At 67.5% G+C, this 26,863-nt stretch carries 25 protein-coding genes; 13 read left to right on the top strand and 12 right to left on the bottom strand.

From position 1 onward, the window contains the following. Positions 1 to 93 precede the first annotated feature (93 nt). From HTZ84_RS11820 to fdhF, 3 genes are all read left to right on the top strand, one after another. Positions 94 to 255: a hypothetical protein gene (locus HTZ84_RS11820; RefSeq protein WP_160168003.1), complete on the top strand. Its 162-nt coding sequence runs from the start codon at positions 94 to 96 to the stop codon at positions 253 to 255. 125 nt (positions 256 to 380) lie between these two features. After that, positions 381 to 2,009 carry an NADH-ubiquinone oxidoreductase-F iron-sulfur binding region domain-containing protein gene (locus HTZ84_RS11815; RefSeq protein ID WP_174680862.1) on the top strand — a complete coding sequence of 543 codons (1,629 nt, stop codon included), beginning with the start codon at positions 381 to 383 and terminating at the stop codon, positions 2,007 to 2,009. Next, positions 2,006 to 5,398 (top strand): formate dehydrogenase subunit alpha, encoded by a 3,393-nt coding sequence (fdhF, locus tag HTZ84_RS11810; RefSeq protein ID WP_174680861.1) that lies wholly within the window; start codon positions 2,006 to 2,008, stop codon positions 5,396 to 5,398. Before HTZ84_RS11815 ends, fdhF begins: the two co-directional genes overlap by 4 nt. Before the next feature lie 216 nt (positions 5,399 to 5,614). Here fdhF and HTZ84_RS11805 read toward each other — a convergent pair whose 3' ends face one another. After that, entirely contained in the window at positions 5,615 to 5,812 is a 198-nt protein-coding gene (locus HTZ84_RS11805) for a hypothetical protein (protein WP_126663037.1), read from the bottom strand. Positions 5,813 to 6,134: 322 nt separating this feature from the next. Beyond that, positions 6,135 to 6,794, bottom strand: coding sequence for a MaoC family dehydratase (locus HTZ84_RS11800; protein ID WP_174680860.1), 660 nt, complete (start codon positions 6,792 to 6,794; stop codon positions 6,135 to 6,137). 282 nt (positions 6,795 to 7,076) lie between these two features. Here HTZ84_RS11800 and HTZ84_RS11795 point away from each other — a divergent pair, with 282 nt between their 5' ends. Next, positions 7,077 to 7,865 (top strand): LolA family protein, encoded by a 789-nt coding sequence (locus tag HTZ84_RS11795; protein ID WP_174680859.1) that lies wholly within the window; start codon positions 7,077 to 7,079, stop codon positions 7,863 to 7,865. A gap of 37 nt (positions 7,866 to 7,902) precedes the next feature. On the opposite strand, the gene HTZ84_RS11790 is transcribed toward HTZ84_RS11795, so the two are convergent. The 3 genes from HTZ84_RS11790 to HTZ84_RS11780 all read right to left on the bottom strand — a co-directional run bounded on the left by HTZ84_RS11790 (position 7,903) and on the right by HTZ84_RS11780 (position 9,470). Beyond that, the gene (locus HTZ84_RS11790; protein ID WP_174680858.1) at positions 7,903 to 8,835 is read right to left on the bottom strand and encodes a mechanosensitive ion channel family protein; all 933 of its coding nucleotides are present in this window, start codon (positions 8,833 to 8,835) and stop codon (positions 7,903 to 7,905) included. After that, positions 8,832 to 9,080: a YhbY family RNA-binding protein gene (locus tag HTZ84_RS11785; protein ID WP_008892669.1), complete on the bottom strand. Its 249-nt coding sequence runs from the start codon at positions 9,078 to 9,080 to the stop codon at positions 8,832 to 8,834. Before HTZ84_RS11785 ends, HTZ84_RS11790 begins: the two co-directional genes overlap by 4 nt. A 108-nt stretch (positions 9,081 to 9,188) precedes the next feature. Continuing rightward, positions 9,189 to 9,470 carry a ribonuclease P protein component 4 gene (locus tag HTZ84_RS11780; protein ID WP_174680857.1) on the bottom strand — a complete coding sequence of 94 codons (282 nt, stop codon included), beginning with the start codon at positions 9,468 to 9,470 and terminating at the stop codon, positions 9,189 to 9,191. 255 nt (positions 9,471 to 9,725) lie between these two features. On the opposite strand from HTZ84_RS11780, the gene HTZ84_RS11775 reads away from it, so the two are divergent. Together HTZ84_RS11775 and HTZ84_RS11770 are read left to right on the top strand one after the other, a co-directional pair. Beyond that, positions 9,726 to 11,549 carry an ABC transporter substrate-binding protein gene (locus HTZ84_RS11775; protein WP_174680856.1) on the top strand — a complete coding sequence of 608 codons (1,824 nt, stop codon included), beginning with the start codon at positions 9,726 to 9,728 and terminating at the stop codon, positions 11,547 to 11,549. Continuing rightward, on the top strand, positions 11,549 to 12,397 hold the full coding sequence (locus HTZ84_RS11770) for a phosphatase PAP2 family protein (protein ID WP_174680855.1): 849 nt from the start codon (positions 11,549 to 11,551) through the stop codon (positions 12,395 to 12,397). The genes HTZ84_RS11775 and HTZ84_RS11770 overlap by 1 nt, the downstream gene beginning before the upstream one ends. Before the next feature lie 293 nt (positions 12,398 to 12,690). Here the strand turns inward: HTZ84_RS11770 and HTZ84_RS11765 are convergent, their stop codons facing one another. Beyond that, a complete protein-coding gene (locus tag HTZ84_RS11765) occupies positions 12,691 to 13,104 on the bottom strand; it encodes a hypothetical protein (RefSeq protein WP_174701908.1) in 414 nt (137 codons plus the stop codon). 88 nt (positions 13,105 to 13,192) lie between these two features. Between HTZ84_RS11765 and HTZ84_RS11760 the strand changes: the two genes are divergently transcribed. Next, positions 13,193 to 13,543 carry a hypothetical protein gene (locus tag HTZ84_RS11760; protein WP_174680853.1) on the top strand — a complete coding sequence of 117 codons (351 nt, stop codon included), beginning with the start codon at positions 13,193 to 13,195 and terminating at the stop codon, positions 13,541 to 13,543. Between the two features lie 114 nt (positions 13,544 to 13,657). Continuing rightward, complete coding sequence (locus HTZ84_RS11755) at positions 13,658 to 14,293, top strand: hypothetical protein (RefSeq protein ID WP_174680852.1); 636 nt, start codon at positions 13,658 to 13,660, stop codon at positions 14,291 to 14,293. Positions 14,294 to 14,617: 324 nt separating this feature from the next. Here HTZ84_RS11755 and HTZ84_RS11750 read toward each other — a convergent pair whose 3' ends face one another. Further along, on the bottom strand, positions 14,618 to 15,373 hold the full coding sequence (locus HTZ84_RS11750; RefSeq protein WP_174682575.1) for a DUF2797 domain-containing protein: 756 nt from the start codon (positions 15,371 to 15,373) through the stop codon (positions 14,618 to 14,620). Between the two features lie 271 nt (positions 15,374 to 15,644). Here HTZ84_RS11750 and HTZ84_RS11745 point away from each other — a divergent pair, with 271 nt between their 5' ends. The 4 genes from HTZ84_RS11745 to HTZ84_RS11730 all read left to right on the top strand — a co-directional run bounded on the left by HTZ84_RS11745 (position 15,645) and on the right by HTZ84_RS11730 (position 20,501). After that, entirely contained in the window at positions 15,645 to 17,858 is a 2,214-nt protein-coding gene (locus HTZ84_RS11745) for an alkaline phosphatase D family protein (RefSeq protein WP_174680851.1), read from the top strand. A gap of 80 nt (positions 17,859 to 17,938) precedes the next feature. Continuing rightward, entirely contained in the window at positions 17,939 to 18,298 is a 360-nt protein-coding gene (locus HTZ84_RS11740; protein ID WP_174680850.1) for a BsuPI-related putative proteinase inhibitor, read from the top strand. Positions 18,299 to 18,432: 134 nt separating this feature from the next. Further along, positions 18,433 to 19,332 (top strand): CbiX/SirB N-terminal domain-containing protein, encoded by a 900-nt coding sequence (locus HTZ84_RS11735; RefSeq protein ID WP_174680849.1) that lies wholly within the window; start codon positions 18,433 to 18,435, stop codon positions 19,330 to 19,332. 2 nt (positions 19,333 to 19,334) lie between these two features. Then, a complete protein-coding gene (locus tag HTZ84_RS11730; protein ID WP_174680848.1) occupies positions 19,335 to 20,501 on the top strand; it encodes a DR2241 family protein in 1,167 nt (388 codons plus the stop codon). A 43-nt stretch (positions 20,502 to 20,544) separates the two neighbouring features. Here HTZ84_RS11730 and HTZ84_RS11725 read toward each other — a convergent pair whose 3' ends face one another. The 3 genes from HTZ84_RS11725 to HTZ84_RS11715 all read right to left on the bottom strand — a co-directional run bounded on the left by HTZ84_RS11725 (position 20,545) and on the right by HTZ84_RS11715 (position 22,800). Next, on the bottom strand, positions 20,545 to 21,126 hold the full coding sequence (locus HTZ84_RS11725) for a DUF7524 family protein (RefSeq protein ID WP_174680847.1): 582 nt from the start codon (positions 21,124 to 21,126) through the stop codon (positions 20,545 to 20,547). Between the two features lie 16 nt (positions 21,127 to 21,142). Continuing rightward, complete coding sequence (locus HTZ84_RS11720; protein ID WP_174680846.1) at positions 21,143 to 21,340, bottom strand: methytransferase partner Trm112; 198 nt, start codon at positions 21,338 to 21,340, stop codon at positions 21,143 to 21,145. A gap of 80 nt (positions 21,341 to 21,420) precedes the next feature. Beyond that, on the bottom strand, positions 21,421 to 22,800 hold the full coding sequence (locus tag HTZ84_RS11715; RefSeq protein WP_174680845.1) for an adenylosuccinate synthase: 1,380 nt from the start codon (positions 22,798 to 22,800) through the stop codon (positions 21,421 to 21,423). Positions 22,801 to 23,157: 357 nt separating this feature from the next. On the opposite strand from HTZ84_RS11715, the gene HTZ84_RS11710 reads away from it, so the two are divergent. Next, on the top strand, positions 23,158 to 23,463 hold the full coding sequence (locus HTZ84_RS11710; RefSeq protein WP_008892687.1) for a hypothetical protein: 306 nt from the start codon (positions 23,158 to 23,160) through the stop codon (positions 23,461 to 23,463). A 278-nt stretch (positions 23,464 to 23,741) separates the two neighbouring features. Here the strand turns inward: HTZ84_RS11710 and HTZ84_RS11705 are convergent, their stop codons facing one another. After that, positions 23,742 to 26,459 carry a DUF7527 domain-containing protein gene (locus HTZ84_RS11705; RefSeq protein WP_174680844.1) on the bottom strand — a complete coding sequence of 906 codons (2,718 nt, stop codon included), beginning with the start codon at positions 26,457 to 26,459 and terminating at the stop codon, positions 23,742 to 23,744. Between the two features lie 110 nt (positions 26,460 to 26,569). After that, positions 26,570 to 26,848 (bottom strand): UPF0058 family protein, encoded by a 279-nt coding sequence (locus HTZ84_RS11700; RefSeq protein WP_008892689.1) that lies wholly within the window; start codon positions 26,846 to 26,848, stop codon positions 26,570 to 26,572. Positions 26,849 to 26,863 lie beyond the last annotated feature (15 nt).

The following is a 26,863-nucleotide window of genomic DNA, read 5'->3' as shown; positions in this document are numbered from 1 at the left end:
CACTACTGCGGAACCTGTCGGCTCCCACTGCAGGACCTGTCGATTCCGGTGACAGTGAGAAACGCTATCCGTGCCGTCCGCAAACGGTAGGGTATGTTCGGCGATCGAACGCCGTCGGAAGCGACCGAAACGGAACGCGAAAGCGGGCGACGCGTCGGGGCAGTGGCGCTGTTGCTCGTCGCGATACTCGGCGCCCTCGCGGTAGCGCTCGGAGCGCGCCGCAGGGAGCGAGCGACGCTGGAACCCCCGTTCTGATCCGACACCACGTACGGATTCCCGGACTGATCGGTGCCAGCCAGTCGCGCGACTGACACGCCGGAGATCCGCTCGTCCCCGTTCAGGGTGTGCTTTTTCGTATCCCGGCGTCGGAGACGGGGCCAATGGATGAACGGACCGAGTCGACGGACGAAGCGGCCATCGTTCGCGTCGCCGGCGGGTCGGAGAGCGAACGACGAAAACAGCGCGCGCTGGACGAGATTCGTTCGGCGGCCGAGGAAACCCGCGTCCTCGAGACCGGACCGACCGGCGTTCGGGAGCTAGAGCCGCTGGTTCTCCTCACCGACGGCGGTCAGACGGTCTTCTATTCCGCGCCGGTCGTCGGCCGACTCGAATCGCTCGTCGAGACGCTCGAGCGCGGCGAACTGCCGACCGACGACCCCGTGACGGTCGTCGACCACGAGCCGGAGCCGGCGTCGCTTCCGACGCCCGAGGACGGGCCGCTGGCGGTGGGTCGGCGCCGCGTCCTCGGCCGCTGCGGCTGGGTCGATCCCGCGTCGGTACCCGACGAGTCGGCGGCCGAACTGGCCGGCGACGACCCCGACGAAGCGCTCTCGCGGGTCCGCGACGTGGGGTTGCTCGGCCGCGGTCGCGGCGACTGGAGCGTCGACGATCCCGTCGTCGAGGAGTGGGAACTAGCCCGCGAGGCGGCCGCGGAGGGGTCTGACGAGTCCGACTCCGAGGCCGACGACCCGGTCGTCGTCGTCAACGCCAACGAGAGCGACGACCGCAACGCGACCGATCGGACGCTGCTCGAGGCCGCGCCGGGCGAGGTGCTCGACGGGGCCCTCGCCGTCGCCGAACTGGTCGGCGCCGACGACGTCGTCGTCTACTGCAACGAGAACGACGACCGAGCCCGCGAGCGCGTCCACGAGGCCGCCCGAAACGCCGAGGAGCGGTTCGCCGAACAACTCGATCGAGAGAGTGGGCCAGAGGTCGTCGTCGGGCCGGATCGGTTCATCGCCGGCGAGCCGACGATGGCCCTCGAGGCCATGGAGGGCAACGACCGCCTCGAGGCGCGCCTCCGGCCGCCGTCGCCGGCCGAACACGGGCTCTACGGGCGACCGACCGTCGTCCACACCCCGCGGACGATGGCGCAGGTCCGCCGCGCGATGCTCCACCCCGAGGAGTTCGACGCGGACGACGCCGATCCCGGCACTCGGCTGGTCACCGTCACGGGCGACGTCGACGCGGCGGCGACCCTGGAGCTCCCGACCGGTGGGAACCTGGCCGACGCTCGAGAGGCCGTCTCCCTCGAGGGGCAGTTCAAGATGGCCTGCGTCGGCGGCCAGTTCGGCGGGCTCACGCGGTCGCTCTCGCAGTCACCGTCGGCGCCCGCCCTCGCCGGCGCCGGGCTCGGAACTGAGGGCGTGGTCGAACTATTAAACGAGGACAACTGCGTGCTCGCGACGGCCGGGCGGCGAGCGAACTTCGCGATGGAGTCGAACTGCGGGCGCTGTGTCACCTGCCGCGAGGGAACCCAGGAACTCACGAACATGCTTCGAGATATCTACGACGGTCACTACCAAGACGCGAAGATACGCGAATTGACCCGCGTGATGGGCGAAACGAGCATCTGCCACTTCGGCCGCACGGCGATTCGACCGGCCGTCACGGGGATGCGCGAGTTCGAGCGCGAGGTGGCCGCTCACACCGAGGGCCGCTGTCCCAGCGGCGAGTGTGAGGGCGCGATGACCCAGACCGCCGGACGCCAGACGGGGGGGAACCGATGAGCAGCGAGGACCCGGCGAGCCACGTCGACGACGCGGAAACCGAACGGCGACCGACCGCCGTCGAGAAGCTCCCTTCGGTGCCGAACGTCGCCGATCCGCGGCCGAGTACGCCGCTCACGGAGCAGTTCGAGACCGGGACCGCTAACGACCCGGACGTTCGCTCCGGAGACGGCGAGGACGGAATGACCCACCTCACGGTCGACGGGACGCCCGTCTCGGTCCCGCCGGGCTCGACGATCATCGACGCGATCGAGTCCGTCGAGCCGGCCGACGAGCTGGCCGCGCTCTGTTACTACGACCGCGACACCGAACAGGCCGACGCGATCGGGCCGCGCGGCGAGTGTCGGACCTGCACCGTCCACACGGAAGAACACGGACTCGTGACGTCCTGCTCGCACCCCGTCGAGGAGGGGATGACGGTCCGAACCGACGAGGACGACGCGGCCGAGGCCCGCGAGGTCAACCTCGACCTGCAGCTCTCCGACCACAACCTCCGCTGTACGACCTGCGGCCAGAACGGCCGCTGCGAACTGCAGGACACCTCCATCGAGCAGGGCGTCGAGGAGCCACGGTGGGGCGTCTTCGAGGACCGGGACCAGTACGAACCGCTCGACGACACCTCGCCGGCCATCCAGATCGACCGCAACAAGTGCATCCTCTGTAACCGCTGCGTCGAGGCCTGCAACGACGTGCAGGTCGAGGGCGTCCTCCGAATGGAGGGCAACGGTCAGGACACCCGCATCGCCTTCCAGAACGGCGAGGAGACCTTCGACGAGTCCACCTGCGTCTCCTGTGGCCACTGCGCGACCGTCTGTCCGACCGGCGCGCTGGTCGAGCAGGGGCTGACCGACGCCGCGACGATTCCGCTGCCCGGCTTCACGCAGGAGAACTCCATCGGGAAGGTCTTAGAGAGCCCGAAGGCCGAAACGGCCGACCAGACGGAGGCGCCGAACCGCGACCTCCCCTACGACGTCGAGGGCCGAGCGAAGCCCGAGGAGGAGCTCTCCGGCGTCGCCCGCTTCATGTCGATCGCGAGATCGCGCGCCGGGGACTCGAAGCGGCAGATGAGCCACACCTTGAAGGAGGTCGGCGACCGCGCTCTCGAGGAGTTCGAACACGTCTCCGAGGAGATCGCCAGTCAGGCAATGCCGGCCGGCCAGCTGTTCAACGTCGCGACGACCATCGGCGACGCGCGCCTCTCGCGGATCGAGAAGGCCGAGACCACCTGCAACTACTGCGCCGTCGGCTGCCGCTTCGAACTCTACGGCAAGGACGGCGAGGTGCTCGGCGTCCGGCCCGCCGACCCGGACTCGGCGCCGGCGAACGACTTCTCGACCTGCGTGAAGGGGAAGTTCGGCTACGACTACGTCGACGCCGACGACCGCCTCGAGAAACCCCTCGTTCGAAAGGAGGACGCACCGGACGGCCCGGTCGGCCGCGAGGGCTTCCGCGAGGCGTCCTGGAAGGAAGCCCTCGAGCGCGTCTACCGGGGGCTCTCGGAGATCCGCGACGAACACGGCAGCGAGAGCCTCTCGGTCATCTCCTCGTCGAAGACGACCAACGAGGAGAACTTCCTGAACCAGAAGTTCGCCCGGCAGGTCCTGGGGACGCCCCACGTCGACAACTGCGCGCGGCTCTGTCACTCCTCGACGGTGGCGGCCCTCCAGCAGACGGTCGGCTACGGCGCCATGACCAACCGGATCAACGAGGACATCGGCGAGACGGACTGTTACCTCATCACCGGCTCGAACACGACCGAGTCCCACCCCGTCCTCGCGACGCGGATCAAACAGAACGTCCGCGACGGAGCGGATCTCATCGTCATCGATCCCCGGGAGATGGGGCTGGCCGAGCACGCCGACCAGTACATCCGGACCACCCCCGGCGAGGACGTGGCCTGGATGAACGGGATGATCCGGTACATCATCGAGAACGACCTCCACGACGAGGAGTTCATCGAGGAGCGGACAAAACACTTCGACGAGTTAAAGGAGAAGGTCGAGCCGTTCACGCCCGAGCAGGTCGAGGAGCTGACGGCCGTCCCCGCCGAGGAACTGAAGAAGGCCGCCGAGACGATCGCCACCGCCGACACCTGCATCTTCGGCTGGGCGATGGGGTTGACCCAGCACACGACCGGGACGCGCAACGTCCTGGCCATCGCCGACCTCGCGCTGGTGACGGGCAACCTCGGCAAGCCCCGCGCCGGGCTCTCGGCGTTCCGCGGGCAGAACAACGTCCAGGGCGGCGGGGGCGACATGGGGCCGGCCCCGCACACGCTCCCGGGGTATCAGGACCTCGGCGACGAGGAGGTCCTCCGGAAGTTCGAGGACGAGTGGGGCGAGCGCCCGCCGAACGACGTCGGGCTCCGCCTCCCCGAGCAGTTCCACGCCGTCAACGACGGCGACCTCCGGGGCATGTTCATCATGGGCGAAAACCCCGTCCTCTCGGAGCCGGACCTCGACAACGCCGAGCAGGCGCTGACGAAGCTCGACTTCCTCGCCGTCCAGGACATCTTCCTGACCGAGTCGGCCGAGTACGCCGACGTGGTGCTCCCGGCCGCCTCCGCCGCCGAGAAGGACGGGACGTTCACGAACACCGAGCGGCGCATCCAGCGGGTCCGGCCCGCCGTCGACTCGCCGGGGAAGGCGAAACCGGATCAGGAGATCCTCATCCAGCTCGCCCGGCGGTTCGGCTACGACTGGGAGTACGACTCGGCGGCCGACGTGATGGACGAGATCAATTCCCTCGTTCCCATCTACGGCGGCGTCACTTACGAGCGACTCGAGGAGGAGACCAAGGGAATCCAGTGGCCCTGCTTCGACGAGGACGATCCCGGCACCCCCTACCTCTACGAGGACGAGTTCAACTTCGAGGACGGGAAGGCCCGCTTCGTCCCCGCCGACTACGCCAAGCCACCGGACATGCCCGACGAGGAGTATCCGATCACGCTCTCCTCGGGGCGGGTCCTCTACCACTGGCACACCGGCACGATGACCCGCCGGGTCGGGACGCTGATGAACCACGTCCCCGAGAGCTTCGTGACGATCCACCCAGAGATGGCCGACGAGTTGGGCATCGACGACCAGGAGTACGTCCGCGTCCAGTCCCGGCAGGGCGAGATCGTCGTGAAGGCCAACGTCGAGGACACCTCCGATCCCGGCGTCGTCTTCATCCCGATGCACTTCCCGCAGGGAGCGATCAACGAGCTCACCCAGCACGAGCTCGACCCGACGTCGTTCATCCCGCAGTACAAGGTGACGAGCGTCCGGATCACGCCGCTCGACGTTCCCCCCGAGGAGGCGGCCAACGTCGTCTCACCGACGCCCGGCCAACTCGAGGGCCAGGACGGCGACCCCGGGGAGGTCGGCGGTCGGCAGGCAGACGACTGAGCCGCCCGTTTGGAACGGTTCGGTCTCTCAGCCGGGACCGACAGTCGTTCGTAGTCGTCGGTGCGCGGAACCGCTCGAGCGCCGCGACCGCCACGATCGACGCGCTATCGGCTCGTCGTCGTTTCGGACGCGAAAATCAGTTGTTGTCGGGTATCGACGAGCGACGATCGAGCGCGGCCGTCGATACCCGAATCCGTCACGGCGCCGCCGTTCGCTTCAGTCCGACGGCGGAGCCGCCGTCGGCGCGGCGTCTTCCGACGGAGCGATCCGGCGGAAGTCGCCGTCACCGCAGGTGCACTCCTCCGAGACACCGATCGGTCTGATCGTGCCGTCCGGCTGTTGTTCGGAGACGAACACCGATTCACAGGAGCGACACACTGCAACGATCCTCGTCCCGGATTCTGACCTGCTCATTAAGTACGAAAACGAGCCGATGGGGCATCACCATTGCTCCAAGTTATTTTGGCTCGTTTCGACATCGAAGACGAGAGACGACCGAAACCAGGGCCAGGGCGACCTCTCGAGGGAGGATTGGAAAATCAGCTGTTTGGGAGGACGGCGGATCGACTTCGGCCGGCTGTTCGAGAGCTGTCGTCCCCGTCGCTGCTGATCAGAGGGGTCACTACTGGTGACTGGTGTCGCCATCGGGGTCTCGAACGAGCGCCAGCGTCGGGCCACGCGGCGCCGTCGTTCCGCGGCGATTCCGTGGGACGAACGAGTCGAACGCGAGAACGGCTCAGGAGCCGGGTTGTTCGTCGATGACCACGACCGCCTCGCCGTCGATCACCGTCGTTCCGTCGGCGTTCTCGACGGTCGTGTGCAGGCGGTAGCGGGTGTCGCCCAGTTCCTCGACGATCTCGCAGGCGGCGGTGACGGTCTCGCCGACCTCGACGGGCGCCTGGAACTCGAGGTCCTGCGAGAGGTAGATCGTCAGCCCGGGGAACCGGGCCAGGGCGGCGCTGATCGTTCCGGCGACGAGCGTGCCGTGGGCGATCCGGCCGCCGAACTGCGTCCGGGAGGCGAACTCGTCAGCGAGGTGCAGGCGGTTCGTGTCGCCCGAGACCTGCGCGAACGCGGAGACGTCGGTCTCCTCGATCGGCTTCGTGAATCGGACGTAGTCGCCGACGCCGAGCTCGTCGTAGCTGTCGGTCGAACGCTCCATGATCCACGCCTCGTCGCTGTACGCGACTTCGACGACCGGCGTCTCGACGGTCTCTGGCTCGCCGTCCGCCGTCGGGCCCTCGGCGCCCGACGACGTGGTCAGACCCATCGCGGCGAGGACGGCGTGGTTCGCTTCCACGTAGCTGTTGACGACGTGTTTCGAAACGCTCGACCAGTGCTGGTTCGGCGTCATCGTGCTGTCGGTGGCGTCGGAGTCCGGACAGTTACTGCTCATAGGTTCTCGAGTGTGTGTGGGTCCAGTCGGCGTCTCGGCTCGGCCCGGGCCGTTTTTCGGACGGCTAACTCTTTGTAGCATCGCCAAAACACGTTGGTAGTGTCGGGTGCACTGTAATCGGGTGCTGACAGTCGCGGGCCGAGTCGGGTCCGCGGCCGACCGCCGACCTCGCAGCCGGGTGCGGGTCCCGCGGGTGGTCCCCTTCGGCTCGCACATCGGAGGGAGTTTTCGTCCCCGTGCGGATGGAAAAACTTAGGACTGTGCTGTGAAGTGACTGATGACATGAAACCCCGTCGAGCCGCGGTCGTTCTCGCTGTGCTCGTGGTCGTTCTCACGAGCGGCTGCGTCGCCGTCGCACCGCCCACGAACGAGCCCGAGCCGGAGTCTCTCTTCGAGTCGGCGTTCGTCCACAGCGACGACCTCGAGGACGTCTCCGGCGAAGTCACGGTGACGGTCAACGGCAGCAACGGCACGAGTACCGAGACGCTTCGCGTCGCCGAACGGCCGTACGTCGACTACCGGGACGAGGTACTCGAGTCGACGTCCCCCGGCCGAGTGGGCGACCAGTACGTCTCGAACGCGTCGACGACGTGGTGGTACTATCCCCAGTCGGGGATGGCACAGCGGTTCGAACCGGACGAGCCCTTCGACAACGACGCGGTGCGGGCCGACCGCGCCGAGCAGGCCGCCGAGTACAGCCAGTGGTACGACCTCGAGTACGAGGGAACCGAGGAGATCGCCGACCGCGAGGCCCACGTGCTCGACGTCGAGGCGAAGGAGGAAGCCGTCGAGCGCGGCATCTCGGTGCTCGTCGGCGATACAGAGTACGTCTACGCGGTCGAGACGGTCGAGGCACCCGACGATCTCACCATCGTCGAACAGCAGCTCTGGATCGACGCCGAGTACGACTACCCGCTGAAGGAACGGCTGGTCTACGAGGGACCGAACGGCGAGCGCCACGAGCTGATCCACGAGTTCGAGACGGTCTCGTTCAACGAGGGGCTCGACGACGAGACGTTCGCGTTCGAGCCGCCCGAAGACGCCGTCGTCCAGGAACTCCCGTCGGAGTAGCGTCCGTTCGAGCCGGTTCCAGACCGCCGACCGCGGCCTATTCGGCCGGCTGGCCGATGTGTCGCCCTTCCTCGAGTTGGAATTCGCCCTCGAGCGTGCGGACCGGGTAGGGGATGTCGATCCCTTCCTCGTCGAAGCGCCGTTTGACCGCGGTGACGTACTCGCCGCGCGTTCGGACGAAGTCGGCTCGAGACGGGTTCGCGATCCAGAACCGCGACTGGAGGCCGACGTCGGAGTCGCCGAGCTCCGTCAGTCGGACGGAGGGCGCGGGGTCGTCCATGATGTCGGGGTGGCGCTCGGCCTCGTCGACGATGATCTCGGTCGCCCGCTCGATGTCGTCGTCGTAGCCGATCCCGAAGACGAACTTCAGTCGGAGTTTGTCGGCGTCGACCGGATTCTTGAGTACCTCGTCGGTGAGCGCCGAGTTCGGCACCGTGAGCAACTCGTTGTCGAACGTCCGGACGCGGGTCACGCGGAGGCTGATGTCCTCGACGACGCCGGCGTAGTCGCCGTTGTCCCACTCGATCCAGTCGCCGATCCGGAACGGCTTGTCGGTGTAGATGAACACGCCCGCGACGAAGTTCGAGATCACGTTCTGCATGGCGAGACCGATCGCCAGCGCCCCGGCCGCCGCGATGCCGGCCATCGACACGAGGAAGTTCCCGAAGCCGGCGAAGCCGAAGGCGACGGCGATGCCGAAAAAGAGCACGCCGAACCGCGACAACATCAACAGCGGGTTCTTGGCGTGTTCGTCGAGGCCCCGTCTGTCGAGCGCCCGTCGGATCAGCGGCAGGACGACCGTCCGACCGACGAACCAGATGGCGACGACGGCGACCGCGAACCGGAGCACGCTCGCGGCGCTCGCGGCCAGCGCGCCGTCGGCGATTCCCGCCTCCTCGAGCGTGCGACCGATCGGACCCAACCCGTTCGCCTGTGCGAGAACGCGGGCGGGATCGGCCGCGGGGCTCATCGATAGAAGACGGCGGTGTGTCCGCGCGTCTCGATCAGTTCGGCGTCGACGCGGTCGGCGAGATCGGCCGCCTTCTCCTCGGTCGAACCGCCGGCCCGCGCCGCGCGGAGGAGTTTGACCTTCACGAGATCGCGGTCGTCGAGCTGGTCGTCGAGTTCGTCGACGACCGCGTCGATACCGCTCTTGCCGACCCAGACGGTGACGTCGAGGTCGTGTGCCTGCTGTTTGAGGGCTTGCGTATCCATAACCACCGTTACCCGTCCGAGCCGTTTGAATCTTCTCGAATCGGACTGCCACGGAAGACGGACACTCTCGAGGCCCCGACCGGGCCCCGCGCGTCGGCGTTTCGAACCCTACTGATCGTCGTACGGATACCGCGTGTGGGCCCCGCAGTCGCAGGTGATCACGACGTGGCCGTCCTGCAGTCGAACGCGGGCGTTTCGGCCGGGCCGGAGGTACGCGTCGCAGCGGTCGCAGGTGAAGCGTCGAAACGTCCGCGGCAGCGTGAGCCGGTTTCGTTCCGCCACGCGGCGCGCGAGGCGAACGTAGTAGCGGGCCCGGTCGTGCTCGTCGTCGGCAGCCGCCGCTCGAGCCAGGTCGTGCAGGCGCTCGATCCGTTCGGCGGCGACGTCCATACCCACCCTTTCGGCGGTTCGCCTATTGATGTTGTGTTCTCGCAGTCGACGATCGAGTCAGTCGCCGGCGAACGCGGTCCCGGAAGCGTCGGGAGCCGGCCCGTCCGTCCGTTCCGCCCTGCGTCATCAATTGCCATACAACGCGTCGTTCAGCCGGAAATACGGCCGATTGGAAAAGTTTTTGACTGTGCCCCATAGCCGATTGTAGTACGCAATATTGTTATATATCAACAGCAAAGAGGTGTAATAGACTGAATGAATTGTAACCCAACCGATCCTGTTGATGGCGTCGATCGACGCTCCGTCCTGGCTGCGGGCGCAGCCGGGCTCTCGCTCTCTCTGAGCGGCTGCGTCGATACGGTCAGACGCGTCGTCGACCAGGACGGTACCGACCAATTGTCGCTCTCCATCGTGACGGTCCCCGCGGACGCCGACCGAGAAAGCATCCGGATCGCCTATCACCTCGAGTCCCACCTCGAGTCGATCGGCGTGGACGTGACCCTCAAGGTGCGCTCTCGTACCGACTTTCTCAAGGCGGTGCTGATCGACCACGACTTCGATATCTACGTCGGTCAGCATCCCGCCGATTACGATCCGGACTTCCTCTACGAAGCCCTCCACTCCACGTACGCCAACGAGGCCGGCTGGCAGAACCCCTTCGGGTTCGACAGCATGGCCTTCGACACCCTCCTGGAGGACCAACGCCGGGCCGACGGTGAGCAACGGAAGCAACGCTTAGCCAACGTACTCCGCGGCGTCGCGGACGAGAAACCGTTCGATCCGATCTGTCGCCCCGAGGAGATCCGGGTCGCCAACACCACCCGCTTCGACGGCTGGGGCCAGGGCCATCTCGCGACGCGACGCGGCTATCTCGGCCTCGAGCCGGACGCCGGCGTCGACCGGCTGAACGCGCTCGTGACCGACGCCCGGCCGTCGGTCAACGTCAATCCGATCTCGGCGACGGTCCGGGAGCGGGGGACGGTCGTCGACCTGCTGTACGACTCGCTCGGCACCGTCGTCGACGGCGAGGTCCTGCCGTGGCTCGCCGACTCCTGGGAGTGGGTCACGGGGTCCGAGACGAACGAGGCTGACGCCGAGGAGACTACCGGGCCGACCCGACCGACGACGACCGCGCGAGTTTCGCTCCGCGAGGACTGTCGGTTCCACGACGGCGAACCGGTTACCGCCGCGGACGTCGAGTTCACCTATCAGTTCTTCCAGGATACCGTGCTCGGCCGCGCGTCGCCGTCGCCGCCGCCCCGCTATCGCGGCCACGCGAGCGCGATCGACGATATCGAGATCGAGGACGCGTACACGCTGCGGATCACCGCCGCCGCCGGCACGGACGTCTGCGAGCGCGCCTTCACCGTCCCGATCCTCCCGAAACACGTCTGGCAATCGGAGCTCGAGGACCGGCTCGGCGACCCCCAGGAGTTTTCGGCGCCGCAAGGATCGTGGAGTCTGGTCACCAGCGACTCGATCGATCCGACCGGGAGCGGCCCCTACCAGTATAAGAACAACTCCGAACGGGACCACCTCACGCTCGAGCGGTTCGACGATCACTTCACGCTGCGCGAGGACGTCGAGGGCGACCACCTCCTCGCGCCGCTCGTCGACGAGCTCCGATTTACCGTCGATCCCGGCAGCCCGTCTTCCATCTCGCGGGTCGCCAGCGGCAACGCCGACGTCACCTCGTCGATGCTCGCCGCGTACTCGCTCAGCGACATTCCCGAGAACGACCCCGACGTCGAACGGCTCGAGTCGCCCTCGTGGACGTTCTACCACATCGGGTTCAACGCGCGGGCGCCGCCGTGTAGCAACCTCCACTTCCGACGCGCGGTCTGTCGGCTGATCGACAAGGAGTGGATCGCGAGCGAAGTCTTCGGCGGTCACGCGGAGCCGCTCGCGACGCCGGTGACCGAGGAGTGGACGCCCGACGACCTCGCGTGGGACGGCGCGGACCCCGAGACGCCGTTCGCCGGCACCGACGGGACGCTCAACGTCAACGCGGCGCGCAACGCGTTTCAGGCGGCCGGCTACTACACCGACGACGAGAATCGACTCCAGGGGCGATACTGATGTTAGCCGAGGTACTGACGCAAGTGGCGATCGTCATCGGATTCGTGCTCCCGATTGCGGCCGGCGTATTCATCGGCCGCGAGCGCCTGTCGCGGACGGTCTCGGAGTTTCGACCGCGGCTTCGGACGTCCGCGCCGACCCTCCTCGTTCTCGGCACCGTACTGATGCTCAACCGGTATATGCGCCAAAATGAGCCGAACGTCGGGTTCTACATGACCGAGACGATCCGCTCGATCGAGGGCGAGTTCGTCCTGATCTTCCAGGACATCGCCACGCCGTTGCTGACGGATTACTTCACGGCGAGCTACATCTACGGCTACACGTTCCTGCTGCTCTTTCCGCCGGTGGCGTACTTCGCGCTCTCGGATACCACGATGTTCCGCCGTCTGCTGACGGCCTACTCGTTGAACTACGCGCTCGGCGTCGTCCTGTACGTGCTGGTCATCGCGTACGGACCGCGAAACATCCTCCCCGAGTTCGTCGCCGAGACGATGCTGTACGACAACAATCCGGAGTACCAGTACCTCACCGGGGAGGTCAACCGCAACACCAACGTCTTCCCGTCGCTGCACACCTCGCTGTCCGCGACGGTCGGCATCTTCGCCTACTACACGCGCGAGGAGTATCCGAAGTGGTTCCCCGTCGCCGTCCTCATCGCGATCAGCGTCATCATCTCGACGATGTACCTGGCGATCCACTGGGGGACGGACGTCTTCTTCGGATTGATTCTCGCGAGCGTCTGCGTCACCCTCTCCAATATGCTCGTCGGCCGCTGGTCGCTGGACGACCTCCTCGATCGGCTGGACGACGACTCGCTCGACGCCGTCCGCGACCGGTTGGGGCGCTGATTTTGTGGACTGCCGTCGGCCGGTACTCGTTCTAATTTGTCGACGAACAGGGCCGGATCGATCGGACGCGTGGTAGCCGTGCTATCGGAGTCAAAAACGCCCGTTGAACCGACCGTCTGTGCCTCGAGGGACTGTTCTGAAACCGGTGAGACGACCGACGACGGAGCCCCGGACGCGAGCGGACGCGTCGCTGGCCGGTGCGTGACGGATCGATCGGCGCCGGCGCCGATCGGCGGCAGAAACGACGTCGTTCAGTTGTCGTTGTAGTCGACAGTCGACAGTCGACAGTCGGCTCAGTTGTCCTCGAGCGCGTCGGCGATCCGCTTGAGTGCGCGAGTCTGGTCGCGCATCTCGTCGCGGAGCTGACGGACTTCGCGGACGAGTTCCTCGTTGCCGACGCTTTCCTCCTCGCGACCGCCGGGGCCGCCGGGACCGCCGCCCATGCCGCCCGGGCCGCCGCCCATCATTCCGCCCATCATCTGCGCGAAGGGGTTGCCGCCGCCGCCCATACCGCCGGGGCCGCCGCCGCCGCCGAACGGGCTCTCGGGGGCCTCGCCCTCACCCTCGCCCTCTTCGGCGCGTTTCTCGCGGATCTCCTCGACTCGCTCCCGGAAGGACTTCTCCTCGCCCTCGTCGCCGTTGGCGTCGGATTCGTTTTCGTCGGACATACCCTCGGATTCAGGACCGCCGCGGAAAAGGATTGCCATGTTTTCGACTTCGCCTGTATCCGACCGAACAACGGCGTTCGGCTGGTGCGTGCACAAGAGGGAACCGTTGCAGCGTGGTACGGTCCCTATGTCCTCGGACGACGCCACCGCTGAACGGGATCCGATCGTCAGCGAAGGACGGTACGCGGTCGTCGCCGCCGCCGACACCGAGTCGGCCGACTACTGGTTCGTCACCGACGACAGCGACCACGCCGTTCCGCTCGAAGACGCGACGCTCCACGACGCCGCGACCGTCCTCTCGCGGGTTCGAAACATGCGGACCGATCCCGAGGGCACGGGGACGGAAACGGCGTCGGGCGACGGCACGGAACTGACCTGCCACGACTGCGGCGAGACGTGGACCTACACCGGGTCGGACGAGCACGCGGCCTGTCCGAACTGCGGGACGGAGGTACCGGTGGAAGGGATCGGTCCCTGACCACGAGTATCAAGGCCGAACGCTTGTAGCGGGTGTGGCCCAACGGACCGTCGTGAGTTCGAAACCGCTGGACGGAATCGCGGTCGTCGACGCCGCCACCGTCGGTGACCGACCGTGACGCCGGAGTTGACCAGACGCGAGGCGGTAGCCGGCATCGGAGGCGCGGTCGCCGTCGGGAGCGCGGCCGGCCCCGCGAGCGCGTCTGATTCTCCCGCCGACGCGGTCGTCGACCTCGAGCGCGACGGCGACGCCGACTATCCGCGCTGTCTCTACAAACCCGACAGCGACGACGAGTGGAATCCCGTGTTGCCGATCAATATCCACGCGCAGGACTCGAGCGACGGGGCGGCGCTGTCGACGGTCGAAGACGGTTTTACCGGATTCGGGAACCTCGAGTGGACGCGGGTCTTCCCCGACGCGACCGCACGGGCGTGGGACGGCGAGCGGGGGGAACTCGTCCGGCCGGACCACTCGTTTCGGCGGCCGCGACTGGGCGACGCGTGGAATCACGTCCACATCTGGGCGGTCGACGAGGATCGGGTCGCGATCCACGCCCATCTGGACGTCGTCGACGTCACCGCCTCGCACTTCCACCGCGGCGACCGGTACGGCGACGCGGCCGCGGAAGCCGCCGCTCACCTCGCCGGCGAGGGCTGGGAGACGGAGACCCCCTACAGCATCGAGTACGGCGTCGAGGACGACCGACTCGAGCGCTGGGGCGACACCGGCGACGTGAAACTGATCTACTAGAGAGAGCGTCCTCGACTCTTCTTCAGCGAGCTACTGATCGGCGTGCAGTGGCGCGCGCTGTGCCGCGGTGAACATGCGAGGCGCGAGGGAACCGAGCGCCTCGAGAAACGAGCGGGGACCGAAGTGACCCGCGAGTAACTGGTGAACCGCGGTACAAACGCGTGCGAGGGATGAGTGAGGGAACGAAGTGACCGAACGAATCGGCTGGGGAGGGAGTGGCAACTCCTCGTTGCCACGAGCAGCGGTAATCTCGAGAACAGTCTTCTTCACGAAACGCTCGAGAAAGTCACCAAGAGACTGCTCGAGTGGAGCCAACCAGACCGACTAGCCGAACGAACCGAGCGAGGACTGCAGGTTCCGGTTCGTTTCGCCGACGGTCACGTCGTAGCCGACCAGATCCCGCATATCGACGGCGTAGGTCGTCCCGCCGGTCTCGAGCACCAGCAGTCGCCCCTTCACGCCGACGACGGTTCCCGACGCGATGGTCTCGGGCACCGGCTGGGCCTCGAGACCCAGCCCGTAGTCGAAGTCGAACCGGTCGATGACGTCGAACTCGGCCAGCACGTCGTCCCACGCGCTTTCGTCGACCGTCGCGGCCAGCGAGGCCACCTTCGTCGGCGTCCGGACGCGGTCGACCAGCCACTCGGCGATCTCGGCCTCGAGTTCGCGGGCGATCCGGCCGTTCGAGACGGTGTGAACGTGGGCCGCGCGGTCGGCGCCCTGCTCGCGCAAGCGGGTCTCGAGGCGACGGGACTTGGTGACGCCGACCTTGAACGTGTCCGGTGCGAAGGCGGCGATATAGACGGCGTGCTCCTCGTAGCAGTCCATCTCGTCTTTCAGACAGGTGCCCGTACAGCGGGCGCAGACCCACGTGCTCGTGTGGAACTCGCAGTAGGGGGCCGACGGCCGGTCGCAGGCGACGTGGTCGCCGTCCTCGTCGATCGTTCCGGCGCAGTGGCGCTCGCCGAGCGCGTAGGCGAGGTCGGCGCCGGCCTCGAGCGGCCGCCCCTCGACCGCGTCGCCGTCGCTGACCAGCAGCATCGATCCGCGGCCGCTCGGTTCGTAGCCGACCAGTTGCACGCCCGCGGGTTCGGGCCGGGCGCAAATAGGCGTAGCGCTCCCGGCCTCGAGCGAATCCCGTTCGCGCTCGTCGCCGAGCGGATCTGTCATTAATCTATCTCGAAGTCGCCCGGTCGCGACCGCAGCCGGTGTCGCTCTATACGGGTTCGTGGGACACGACCTGACTACGTACGGGTACGGCACTGACCCCTCTCGTTCGAACCACACATACGATAATTTATACGAAATATATAGGCTATTACCGTCATTCGATGCGGACTCTACCGCAGTCATGACTGACACACACGCTGATATGAGGGCCGAAACGGCGACGGACAACCGACGGACGTTTCTGCAGACGATCGGGCTGGCGGCGACCGCGACCGGACTGGTGGGAACCGCGGCGGGGGAATCGGATTCGGACGAGTCGACGATCGACGGAAGCGACGCGGACCTCGTATCGATCTCGCACGGCGTCGCGGTCGGCGACGTCACCGCCACGACGGCGGTCGTCTGGGCGCGAGCGGCCGACGAGGCGACGATCCACGTCGCCTACAGCCCCGATCAGTCGTTCGACCGCGTCGGATACGAGCGGACGACCGTCGGCGCCGAGACCGACACCACGGGCCAACTCCGACTCGAGGGACTCGAGTCGAACACGCGCTACCGGTACCACGTCTGGGCGACGGCGTCGGAGACCGCCTACCGGCCGCTGAACGGTCGAACGGACGGACCGAAGGGACGCGGCCCCGGAGGGTCGAAAGAGAAAGGGAAAGGGAAAGGAAAAGGAAAAGGGAACGACGACCATCTCGGCAAGGGCCGCGGGCCGGAGAAGCGACCGAACGAGGACGGTCGCGGCAACGACGATCGAATCGCCGACGCGATCCCCGACGCGGTCGAAAGCGGGACGTTCGTCACAGCGCCGGCGCCCGACGACGAGGCGGCCGTCTCCTTCGCCTGGAGCGGCGACACGTGGGGCTACGGCGACGACCCCGTCGAACCGCCGTTCCCGGGGCTGCGGACGATCGCCGAGCGCGACCCGGACTTCTTCCTCTACCACGGCGACACGATCTACGCCGACGCGCTGACGCCGGCCGGCAAGGTCACCGAGGACACTCCGATCGACGAGGCCCTCGAGATCTACCGTGGGAAGTACAAGGAGATGCGCGATCCGCCGGCCGAGGTCGCCGAGCGGACCAATTTGCTGGAACTGCTCGAGACCACGTCGGTGTACACCGTCTGGGACGACCACGAGGTCATCAACAACTTCGCGGGGCCGATCGAGCCGCTGATGCCCGAGGGGCGACGGGCATTCCGCGAGTACTGGCCGTTGGACCGCGACGACGACGCCGACCCCGGCGAATCGAACCGGTTCTACGACTCCTTCCGCTGGGGGAAACACGTCGAACTGTTCCTGCTCGACACGCGCCAGTACCGCGATCCGAACGTCGATCTGGACTCGAAGACGCTGCTCGGCCGGGAGCAACTCGAGTGGCTGAAGGGCGCGCTCGCCGACTCCGACGCGACGTGGAAACTGCTGGCCTCGCCGGCCCCGCTGGGCTACCCCTCCGACTCGTGGGCGACCGAGGCGGACCGGACCGGCTACGAGGCCGAACTGCTCGAGGTCGTCGAACACGTCCAGACGGAGCCGGTTTCGAACCTGGTCGTCGTCGCGGGCGACGTCCACAAGTCGGTCGTGAGCGCGTACGACCCGGACGACGACGGCGAGTTCGAGTTCTTCGAGGCCGTCGCCGGGCCGCTTGGCGCACCCGCGGGCGAGCCCGACGACCTCTACCCCGCCCTCAACCCGACGGAGTTCTTCGCGAAGGGCGAGTACCGGAACTTCGCCACCGTCGACGTCGCCGAGTCGGGCGAGACGCTCACGATCGGCATCTACGACGAGCACGGGACCGAGCAGTTCACGAAGACGGTCAGCACGTCCGATATCGACGCCGCGGCCGATCCCGAGAACCCGGACCGCATCGAGAGCACCTTCGACGAGGACGCCGAGGGCTGGCTCGTCTCCCAGAACGGCGGGAGCAACCGGCCGGTCTACCACGGGACCGGCGGCAACCCCGGCGGCCACATCGGCGACGCGGAGAACGAGGGCGGCGTCGCCTGGTACTATCAGGCGCCGTTCGAGTACCTCGGTGACCGCGAGGCGTTCTACGGTGGGACCCTCTCGTTCGATCTCCGGCAGGAGCCGACCGATCAGCAGTTCGACGCCGAGCCCGTCGAGGGCGGCGACGTGCTGTTGCAAAGCGGCGACCGCAAACTCGTCTACGAGTTCCGCGGCGCCGACGACAACCCCGGCGAGGAGTGGACCTCCTACGAGGTGGCGCTCTCGGCCGACGAGACCTGGATCGATCTGACGAGCCGGGAGCCACTCGCCACCGAGGAACGGTTCCGCGAGGTCCTCGCCGACCTCGAGGTGCTTCGCATCCGCGGCGAGTACCGCTCCGGCGACGACACCAGCTATCTCGACAACGTCGTCCTGACGAAGTAGGGAACTCGGCCGGCCTCGAGTCGGCCGATCAGCCGCGTTCCGAGCGAAGAGCTATCCCGTTCACCCGCGAACCCACGTCCATGACGCTCGAGGGGACGCTCGAGGCGGACGTATCGACGGCCGACGGCGAGTCGCGACCGGAATCGGTCGCGTTCGCGTTCACCGTGACCAACGCCGGCGCCGAGCCCGTCGAACTGCAGTTCTCGGACATGTGTAAGGCGGAGTTCGTCGTCCGCGACGGCGACCGGGAGGTCTGGCGCTTCACCGAGGGGCGGATGTTCGCCCAGATGCTCAGCCGGGAGGCGCTCCCACCCGGGGCGTCGTCGACCTACGAGGGCGAGTGGGAGCGACCGCGGCCGGGCGCGTACACCGCGTCCGCCGAGTTGCGCGCGCAGGAGGCGTCCTGCGAGGCCCACACGTCGCTCACCGTTCCGGAGTGATCGACCGCGCCCTCGAAATCGGTTCTTCTTTCTGAAATCAGTTTTCCCAACTATGCAACTCTCGTTCGCGTTTCGGAGTAGAACTGTTGGGCTTCTCCATAGGGTATAAATTGGCTCCGTCCGAACGGTCGCCCATGCAAGCGCTGGTCATCGCGGCGCACGGCTCGCACCTGAATCCCGACGCCTCGGACCCCACCTACGCCCACGCGGACACCGTCCGCGAGACGGGGGCGTTCGACGAGGTCCGCGAGGCCTTCTGGAAGGAGGAACCGCACTTCCGCGAGGTGATCCGTACCCTCGAGTCCGACGAGGTGTTCGTCGTCCCCCTCTTCATCAGCGAGGGCTACTTCACCGAGCAGGTCATCCCCCGCGAACTCCGCCTGGAGGAGTGGGACCCCGAGAAGTGGGACTCCGACGGCACGAGCGCCTCGCAGGTCACCCTCGAGGCCGAGGACGTCGGCAAGACGATCCACTACTGCGGTCCGGTCGGGACCCACGACGCGATGACGGACGTGATCGTCCAGCGCGCCGAGTCCGTCACGGAGGACCCCGACGTCGGCGACGGGGTCGGGCTGGCGGTCGTCGGCCACGGCACCGAGCGCAACGAGAACTCCGCGAAGGCCATCGAGTATCACACCGAGCGCATCCGCGAGACGGACCGGTTCGACGAGGCCAAGGCGCTGTTCATGGACGAGGAACCCGAGGTCGACGACGTCACCGACTACTTCGAGAGCGAGGACATCGTCGTCGTGCCGCTGTTCATCGCCGACGGCTACCACACGCAGGAGGACATCCCCGAGGACATGGGGCTGACCGAGGACTACCGGCTGGGCTGGGACGTCCCCAGCGATGTCGACGGCCACCGGATCTGGTACGCCGGCGCCGTCGGCACCGAGGGGCTGATGGCCGACGTCATCCTGGAGCGCGCGGCCGACGCCGGCGCCGATATCGGCGACGCGGTCGAGTCCGTCCGCGAGGCGGTCAGCCTCGAGACCGGCGCCGATCCCGAACCGAGCGCGGAGCCGGGTGACTGAGCGTGACGGCGCCACCAGCCAGCGTCGCGGCGCTGCTCGAGGCCGTCGACGACGACGGCGCGGTCGCCGTCGACGGCCTCCGGGTCGGGCGCGCCGCGGACGGCTACGCGCTCGAGACCCCCGACGAGGAGTGGACCGGCCTCGCGGCCGACGACCTCGCGGACGCCCTCGAGCCGCTTTCCGACTACGTCACGAACTGGCGCTACTGGGAGCGGTCCGTCGGCGGCGAGGGAACCGCCCGCCGGGCGTTCCTCCGGTGGTGTGAACGCGCGCCGCTCGAGCTCGAGGAAGCCGGCGACGAGGAGACCGCCGCCCATCCGTCGGTCGACGACCCCCTGTCCGTCCCCGAGCGCTACGACGCGCTTCGGGACGGCCTCGACCGCGAGTGGGGCCAGCTGTGTCTCACCGCGCGGCTCGTCGACGACGCCGACGACGACCCCGCCGGCGAGCGCGTCTACGACCTCTGGCACGTCGACGACGCCGACGGCGACCTCGCCGACCTCGAGGTGTACGACGATCCGCGCGACGCCCGCGAGATCGCGACCTACGACGAGGACGGCCGTTACCGGCCGCTGAAGACGGCGCCGACGCTCCCCTCTGGATGGGCCTTCACCGGTCTCTCCGGCGAGGAACTCGTCGAGACCGTCGAGTTCTTCTACCCCGCGACGGTCGCCAACTGGCACCGCGAACTGCGAGGGACGCTCGACGTCGACCACTGGACCGAGACCGCCGAGCGCCAGACCGGCATCTACGACGTCTTAGACGAGCTGCCCCGCGAGGGCGTCGAGTGGATGGCCGAGGCCTGCTGCGTCGACTCGCAGTGCCTGCGCCGGCGCGAGTGGGAGTTCGACGAGGACGACGCGCTCGACGTCGACGGCGGCGACGGTCCCTTCCCCTGCCGGGAGCCGTGTTCGCTGGTCGTCGCCGCCGCTCGCAAGTGGACCATCCTCGAGTCCGAGCAGGAACGCACCTACGAACTCGAGTTGACCGCCAGCGAGTACAACCAGCTCGCGGAGCTGATCGACGCCGTCGCCGAGGGCCGAACGGACGAGATCCGCGAGGCAGACGTCAACGACGGCGCGAACCGCTACCGGGCGCGCTATCTGCGAGCCAAGCGGTTCGACGAAGAGGGGAACCTCGAGGCCAGACGAATCGACGACCGAGACTGATCGCAGGTACGCGGTACTCGGGTCCCGGCCGTCGCGTCATCGCCTAACGAACTAACAGGAACAGCGCCGCGGCGACGCCGGCGACGACGATGACGACGCCGGCGGTGGCGACGGGGCCGCCGATCGACGCCGCGGTCAGCGTCCCGATCGCAGCCATGACGAGGCCGAGGACGGCGATCGCGAGCGTCCCCGGATCGAGCCCGCTCGAGGAGAGAAGCCGGTCGAGACCCGTCGGCGACGGGCCCGAGTCCGAGCGTCTGGGTTCAGCGAACGACTCGTCCACGTCGACCCCGTCCGGCACGGGATCGACGGTGACGGGAACGACGACGGATTCGGCGCCGTAGCCGGTCAGCACCTCGAGCGCGCCGTCGATCGGCTCGTCGATCGCCTCCGCGGAGACGCGGACGGGAACGACCGTCTCGCCGTCGCCCTCGACGTAGTAGTTCGGCGTCTCGAGCGCGGCGATTCGCTCGAGATCACCGTCCAGCCGGCAGTGGACGTGCGCGGGGGCGCCGTGGCTCTCCAGGCGCAGGTCGAAGGAACCGCGGGTCTCGACGCTGTCGACGCTCGGTTCGAGCGAGTCGGACGAGCCGCGGTTGACGTGGACGGTGACCTCGGTTGACACGAGTAACGTTCCCCGGTTAGGCCGGCGTCTCTTCGCGCATGTCCGGCGGCAGCAGGTTCGGAATGCTGTCTTCGATCGGGTAGCGCTCGCCGCACTCGGTACAGACGAGGTCTCCACCGATGATTTCGTCCGTATCGTCGCGGTCGGCGTCCTCGAGTTCCAGCTCGTGTTTGTCCAGCGGACAACAGAGGATCTCCAGCAACGACTCTTGCATAGTACGAACGGTGGCCGCATCCAGCAAAAGGTTTCGGGAACGCGGGCGCGATCCGGCGGTCGGGTCCCCGAATCGCCGCGTTACTCGTAGGGGTTCTCGACGACGACGGTCTCCTCGCGACCGGGGCCGACGCCGACGGCGTAGATGGGGACGTCGAGTTCGTCGCTGATGAACTCGAGGTAGGTGCGGGCGTTCTCGGGGATGGCGTCGTACCCCTCGTCGGCGACCTCGCTCCAGTCGACCTCGGGCCAGCCCTCGAAGCTCCGGAGGTTCGCCTCGCACCGGCCCCACTCCTCGGTCGTCGAGGGGATCGTTCGGACCTCCTCGCCGTCGAGTTCGTAGGTGTAGCCCACCTGTACCTCGTCGAGCCCCGCGAGCACGTCGATGTGGTTGACCGCGAGACCGGTGAAGCCGTTCGCGCGGGTGGCGTGGCGAAGCATCGGCAGGTCGAGCCAGCCGACCCGGCGGGGACGGCCGGTGACGGTACCGTACTCGCCGCCCTCGTCGCGGATGTACGTCGCGAGGTCCTCGTTTCGCCCCTCGGTCTCCTCGTCGTAGCCGGGCGTGTCACCGACGACGCCGCCGAGCTCGGTCGGAAGCGGACCGCTCCCGACGCGCGTGAGGTAGGCCTTGACGATCCCGATGATCTCCCCGTCGCCGACGACGCCGGGGCCGAGCCCCGTCCCCGTCGCGGCGCCGCCCGCCGTCGGGTTCGACGACGTGACGTACGGGTAGTTGCCGTGGTCGATGTCGATGAGCGTCCCCTGTGCGCCCTCGAACATGACGTTCTGTCCGTCGGCGATGGCGTCCGAGAGGAACGCGCCGGCGTTGACGGTCATGTTCTCCTCCTCGAGGCGCTCGCCGAACTCGCGGAACTCCTCGAAGAGCGCGTCCACGTCGAACGCGTCGGGGTCGTCGAGGTCGTCGACGTCGATGTCGTAGACCTCCTCGACGAGCGCGCGCTTCTGCGGGACGACGTACTCGAGTCGCTCGCGGAGGACGTCGGGGTCCAGCAGGTCCCCGATGCGAACGCCGCGGCGCCCGGCCTTGTCTTCGTAGGTCGGCCCGATGCCGCGACCGGTCGTCCCGACCTCCTGGTCGGATTCGCTCTTCACGTCCTCCTCGATGCCGTCGAGGACGCGGTGGAAGGGCAGGATGGCGTGGGCGCGCTCCGCGATCCGGACGTCCGGATCGAGTCCCTTCTCTCGAAGCGTGTTCAGTTCGTCGAACAGCGTTCGCAGATTGACGACGCAGCCGTTACCGAGGACGCCGACCTTGCCCCGGACGGCGCCCGACGGGACGAGCGATAGCTTGTACTCCTCACCGCCGTGAACGACGGTGTGGCCTGCGTTGTCGCCGCCCTGATACCGGGCGACGACGTCAGCGGGGTCGCCGTAGACGTCGACGACTCCGCCCTTGCCTTCGTCGCCGAGTTGCGACCCGACGATAGTGACGGTCATAACAGCGGCGGGTTCTTGCCGTGCCGATAAACAGATTACGGTATGGACGGGCCCCCGGAACGGGCTGTACACCGGCGCGAGTAGGGCCGCGAGACGACCCGGGTTCGAACGATACGCTCTTATCGGTGGCCCCGAGACCACACCTCGTGGTCGGTCGCGTCCGGTCGACGGACCCGAATTCGATTTCGAATTCGGACGCGTTGCGAACAGTCATTAACGATTTCGGGGTTTCGAGCGCGGATCATCCACCGGAACCCGAAGCGTTAACTACTGACAGGAACGATCGTTCAGTTGAGAGTGGCCTGACAGTCGCCGAGAGTAACTTTTAAAAGGTCCAAAGACAAGTTAACAAATGCCATGATAGACCGACTTGAGAAGGAAGTTGATATGCTGGAACGACATCTTCAGGTCCTGAAGATGGTCATCGAGAACGAGCCGATCGGGATCGTGAAGATGTCCAACGAGACGGGCTACCCACACCACAAGGTCCGCTACTCCCTGCGCGTCCTCGAGGAGGAGAACCTCATCGAGCCCTCCAGCCAGGGTGCGATCAAGACCGAGCGAACCGCGGAATTCGTCGACGAGCTCGACGACAAGCTCGACGACATCATGGACAAGCTCGACGGCATGAAGATCGAAGACGTCGCCGAAATCGAAGGCTAGTCTCTCTCCCCACGCTCTCGATACGCGCCGCCCGAACGGTTCGAGTCGCTTCGGGGCTCGGGGAAGCGTTTTGCCGCGCGAGCCGCCCGTCCGAACGCCACGGTACGCCGACCGCGACGGACCGACCGGACCGGTCGGCCACCTCCGGTTTTCGCACAGCCACGCATCGGTAGCAGTCGCGACGCTATTCGGCAGTAAACTGCGAGAGAGTCGTCAATACACGCCCGACAACGAGTGAAAACGGCGTTCTGAAACGGTGAACGGTGCCGGCGGCCCGCCTACAACTCGGGGACGTTCATGTGGAACCCTTCGGAGCGGGACTCGACCAGACAGAGGTGATAGCCCGTCTTCCGGGAGAGGTTGACGTAACTCATCTTCGAGCCGCGGCTCAACAGTCCGCCGCTGGTCGCCTGCTCGGCCACCTCGAGCGCGCCGGGCTCGAAGTAACTCGAAGTGACGACGACCGCCGCCGCCAGGTCCGGATAGTTGGCCTTGACCGCCGAGGCGGCCTCCTCCATCTCCTCGAGCATCCCCTGCGTCGCGGGCTCGCGCGAGTCGTTCAGGTTCGCGACCAGCAGCGGATTCCCCATTTTGTCGAAGGCGACGACGTCGAAGCGGACCTGATCGGGCACGTCCTCGGTCTCGTCGTCCTGCAGCGAGATCGTCGCGTCCAGTTCGGCCCGGTCGATCTGCGGAATCGCGTCGTAGAGATCGCCCAGCCCGTCGGCGTTACCGGTGTCGCGGATCTCGAAGAGGACCGTGCTGGTGAGCCAGTCGACGAACCGGTGTTCCATCGTCCCGGCGAGGAACTCCTCGTAGGGCCGGCCGTCGACGGCCACGTCGGCCGCGTCGAACCCGGTGTGGTGCTCGAGTCGCAGGTTCGCGGCGACGTCCGAACGATCGCTCTCGCCGCCGTGGGCCGACTCGAGGGTCGGCTGGCTCTTCGAGGCGTACCGCACGAAGAGGTTCGTGTCGGCCAGCGCCCGGTCGGCCGAGAGCTGCGTGCTCGCGGCCGGCGTCGCGCCGGCGCCGGCGTCGGCCTCGCGGGCCCGCTCCAGTTCGGTCTCGAGTTCCTCGATCCGGGACCGAAGGCGGTCGATCGTCGAGGAGAGCTCCTCGTTTTCCGACCGTAACTGATCGCGTTCGGCTTCGAGTTCCTCGGCCGCGGCGACGAGTTCGTCGCGTCGCTCCTCGAGCGTCTCGACGCGCTCCTCGAGTTCGGCCACGCGGTCGTCCGCGCCGTCGCTCGCCTCAGCAGCCGCCGGGCCGGCGTCGGCGCCGGACCCGCCGCTGGAGGCGTCGGCCCGCTCCGCTTCCTGCGGCCGACGCTGCCGGGCGGCGTTGGTCTCCTGTGACCGCCGACTCGACTGCTGTCGCGTCGCCTCCCCGGCCGTCCGGCGGCGCTGTCCGTTCCGATCCGTCTCGGCCTCGCGGCGCGCGCGGCTCCGCTGGCTCGTCTCGGAGCGACCGGCCGCCCGACTCGAGTCGTCGGACTGGCTGTTGTCCGGATCGATCGACGGAATACTGCGCGTCTCGCGCCACTGCGCTTCCTGATCGAACCGTTCGTCGGTCTCCTCGGTGTCCTCGGCGTCCGGCTCCGGAGCCGCCGTCACCGCCGCACCCGCTGACTCCGGCTCCGACGTTGGGGCTGCGGTCGGGTCCGGTTCGGACGTCGCGGCGTCCGTCGGATTCGACTCCGGAACGGCGCCCGCCGTCGCCCCGGCGTCGGCCGCTCCGGCGTCCTCGTCCGACGGCGAGTCCGCGACGTCGTCTTCGGTCCAGGAGATGTCGTTTTGCTCGAGTTGCTCTGCGGCGGCTTCGACCTCGGCGAGGTCCGGACTGGTGTCGGCGGTAGACCCCGTCTCGGAGTCGGGCTCGGCATTGGCATCGGCGTCGGCGTCGGACGCCGAACGGGCTCGAGCGTCGTCTTCGACGGCCTCGGTCCGAACTTCGGTAGCCGTCTCCGCCGGCTGGGTTCGATCGTCCACCGACGGTCGGTCGCGTTCGTCGACCGGTTCGTCCGCGACGCTTCCGTCCGCGGGCTCCGCGGCCGATCGATCGTCGACGGCACCGACCGGCTCGGCCGCGTCGGCCGACTCCGCGTCGGTGATCCCGCCCGAGGCCGGTTCCGAGTCGAGCGGATCCGCGTCGGTCGCGGTGATCCCTGACGGCTCGGTCGACGGGTCGCTGTCGGGCGCGTCCGCCGCGGCGTCGTCGGTCGTCGCGTCGCCGATCGTGACGTCCTCGAGCGGCGCGCTCGCGGCACCGTCGGCCCCGGTCTCGGCTGGGTCGGGCTCGGGCTCCGAGCCGGCGATATCGATCGAGCCGAGGGCCGACTCGGTCGGGTCGGCGCTCGGTTCGGCCCGCGCGTCGGCGGCGTCGGCGTCCGGTCCCGTCGCGGGACTCGAGTCGCCGGCGCTTCCCCCGGTCGCGTCGGTCGCGCTCGAGTCCGGTCCCGTTCCCGGAACGTCGGTGACCTCGATCTCGACGTCGCGAACCTCGTAGATCCCGACCTCGTCGGCGGCCCGCTCGAACGCCTCGTCGCCGGTGAGGAGGCGGTCGGCGTTCCCGATGTAGGCGGCGGCCATCCGGCGACCGCCGTAGTAGACGGCGTAGTAATCGCCGCTGAGGACGTTCTCGCTCAGTTCGACGTAGCCCGTAAACGAGCCGCTCTGGAGGGTCCCGTCGACCTCCCGGAGCGGCGTTTCGTTAGTGTAATACTTCGCTCGCGTCTCGCCGCCGTGCTCTTCCATCGTACAGAGCAGCGGGAGCGCGGGATCTGGTGCCTCGTAGCGGGTTCCCGACGCGGCCTCGAAGTCCTCGATGGCGCCATCGACGACCCCGACGATGCGGCCGTTTAACATGAACAGCCACGTGCCGGCGGCGGAGACGGCTCCGGAGAAGTCGGCGTCAGCGAGATCGGAGAGACCGTCGTAACCGCCGCTGAACGGGCGGGAATCCCATTGTTCGACGCGCTCTTGCGTGCGCGGTTCCATACCCCAACAAGCGGGAACCGCACCAAATACGTTTCGCCTAGATACAGTCTGCTTTTAGATACTGTCTCCGTTACTTCGAGGAAGTCGCTGCCGATCGCGGTGGACTTCCGTCAGATCTTCGACTCGGCGTCCTCGGCGAGTTCCTTCATCCGCTTGCCGATCCGCCCCGCGCTCGAGAACTCGTCCTCGCTCATGCCCTTCGCCAAGGCGTTGCCGAGCACGAAGACGGCGTGTTTGTGCTCGCTTTTCGATTTGTGGACGTGGGAGGGATCGACGTCCAGCTGGCGGTACGGCTCGAACAGTTCCTCATCGACGTCCTCCCGCTGGGCGAAGTACTCCATGATGACGACGAGTTCTTCGTGTAGCTCGAGGAGTTCGTCTTTATGCATGGTCGCGTATACGAA

The organism is Haloterrigena gelatinilytica (assembly GCF_013342145.1).
Lineage (GTDB): Archaea > Halobacteriota > Halobacteria > Halobacteriales > Natrialbaceae > Haloterrigena > Haloterrigena gelatinilytica.
The sequence above is the reverse complement of the archived record's forward strand: the minus strand, read 5'-3'. Positions and strand labels throughout refer to the sequence as shown.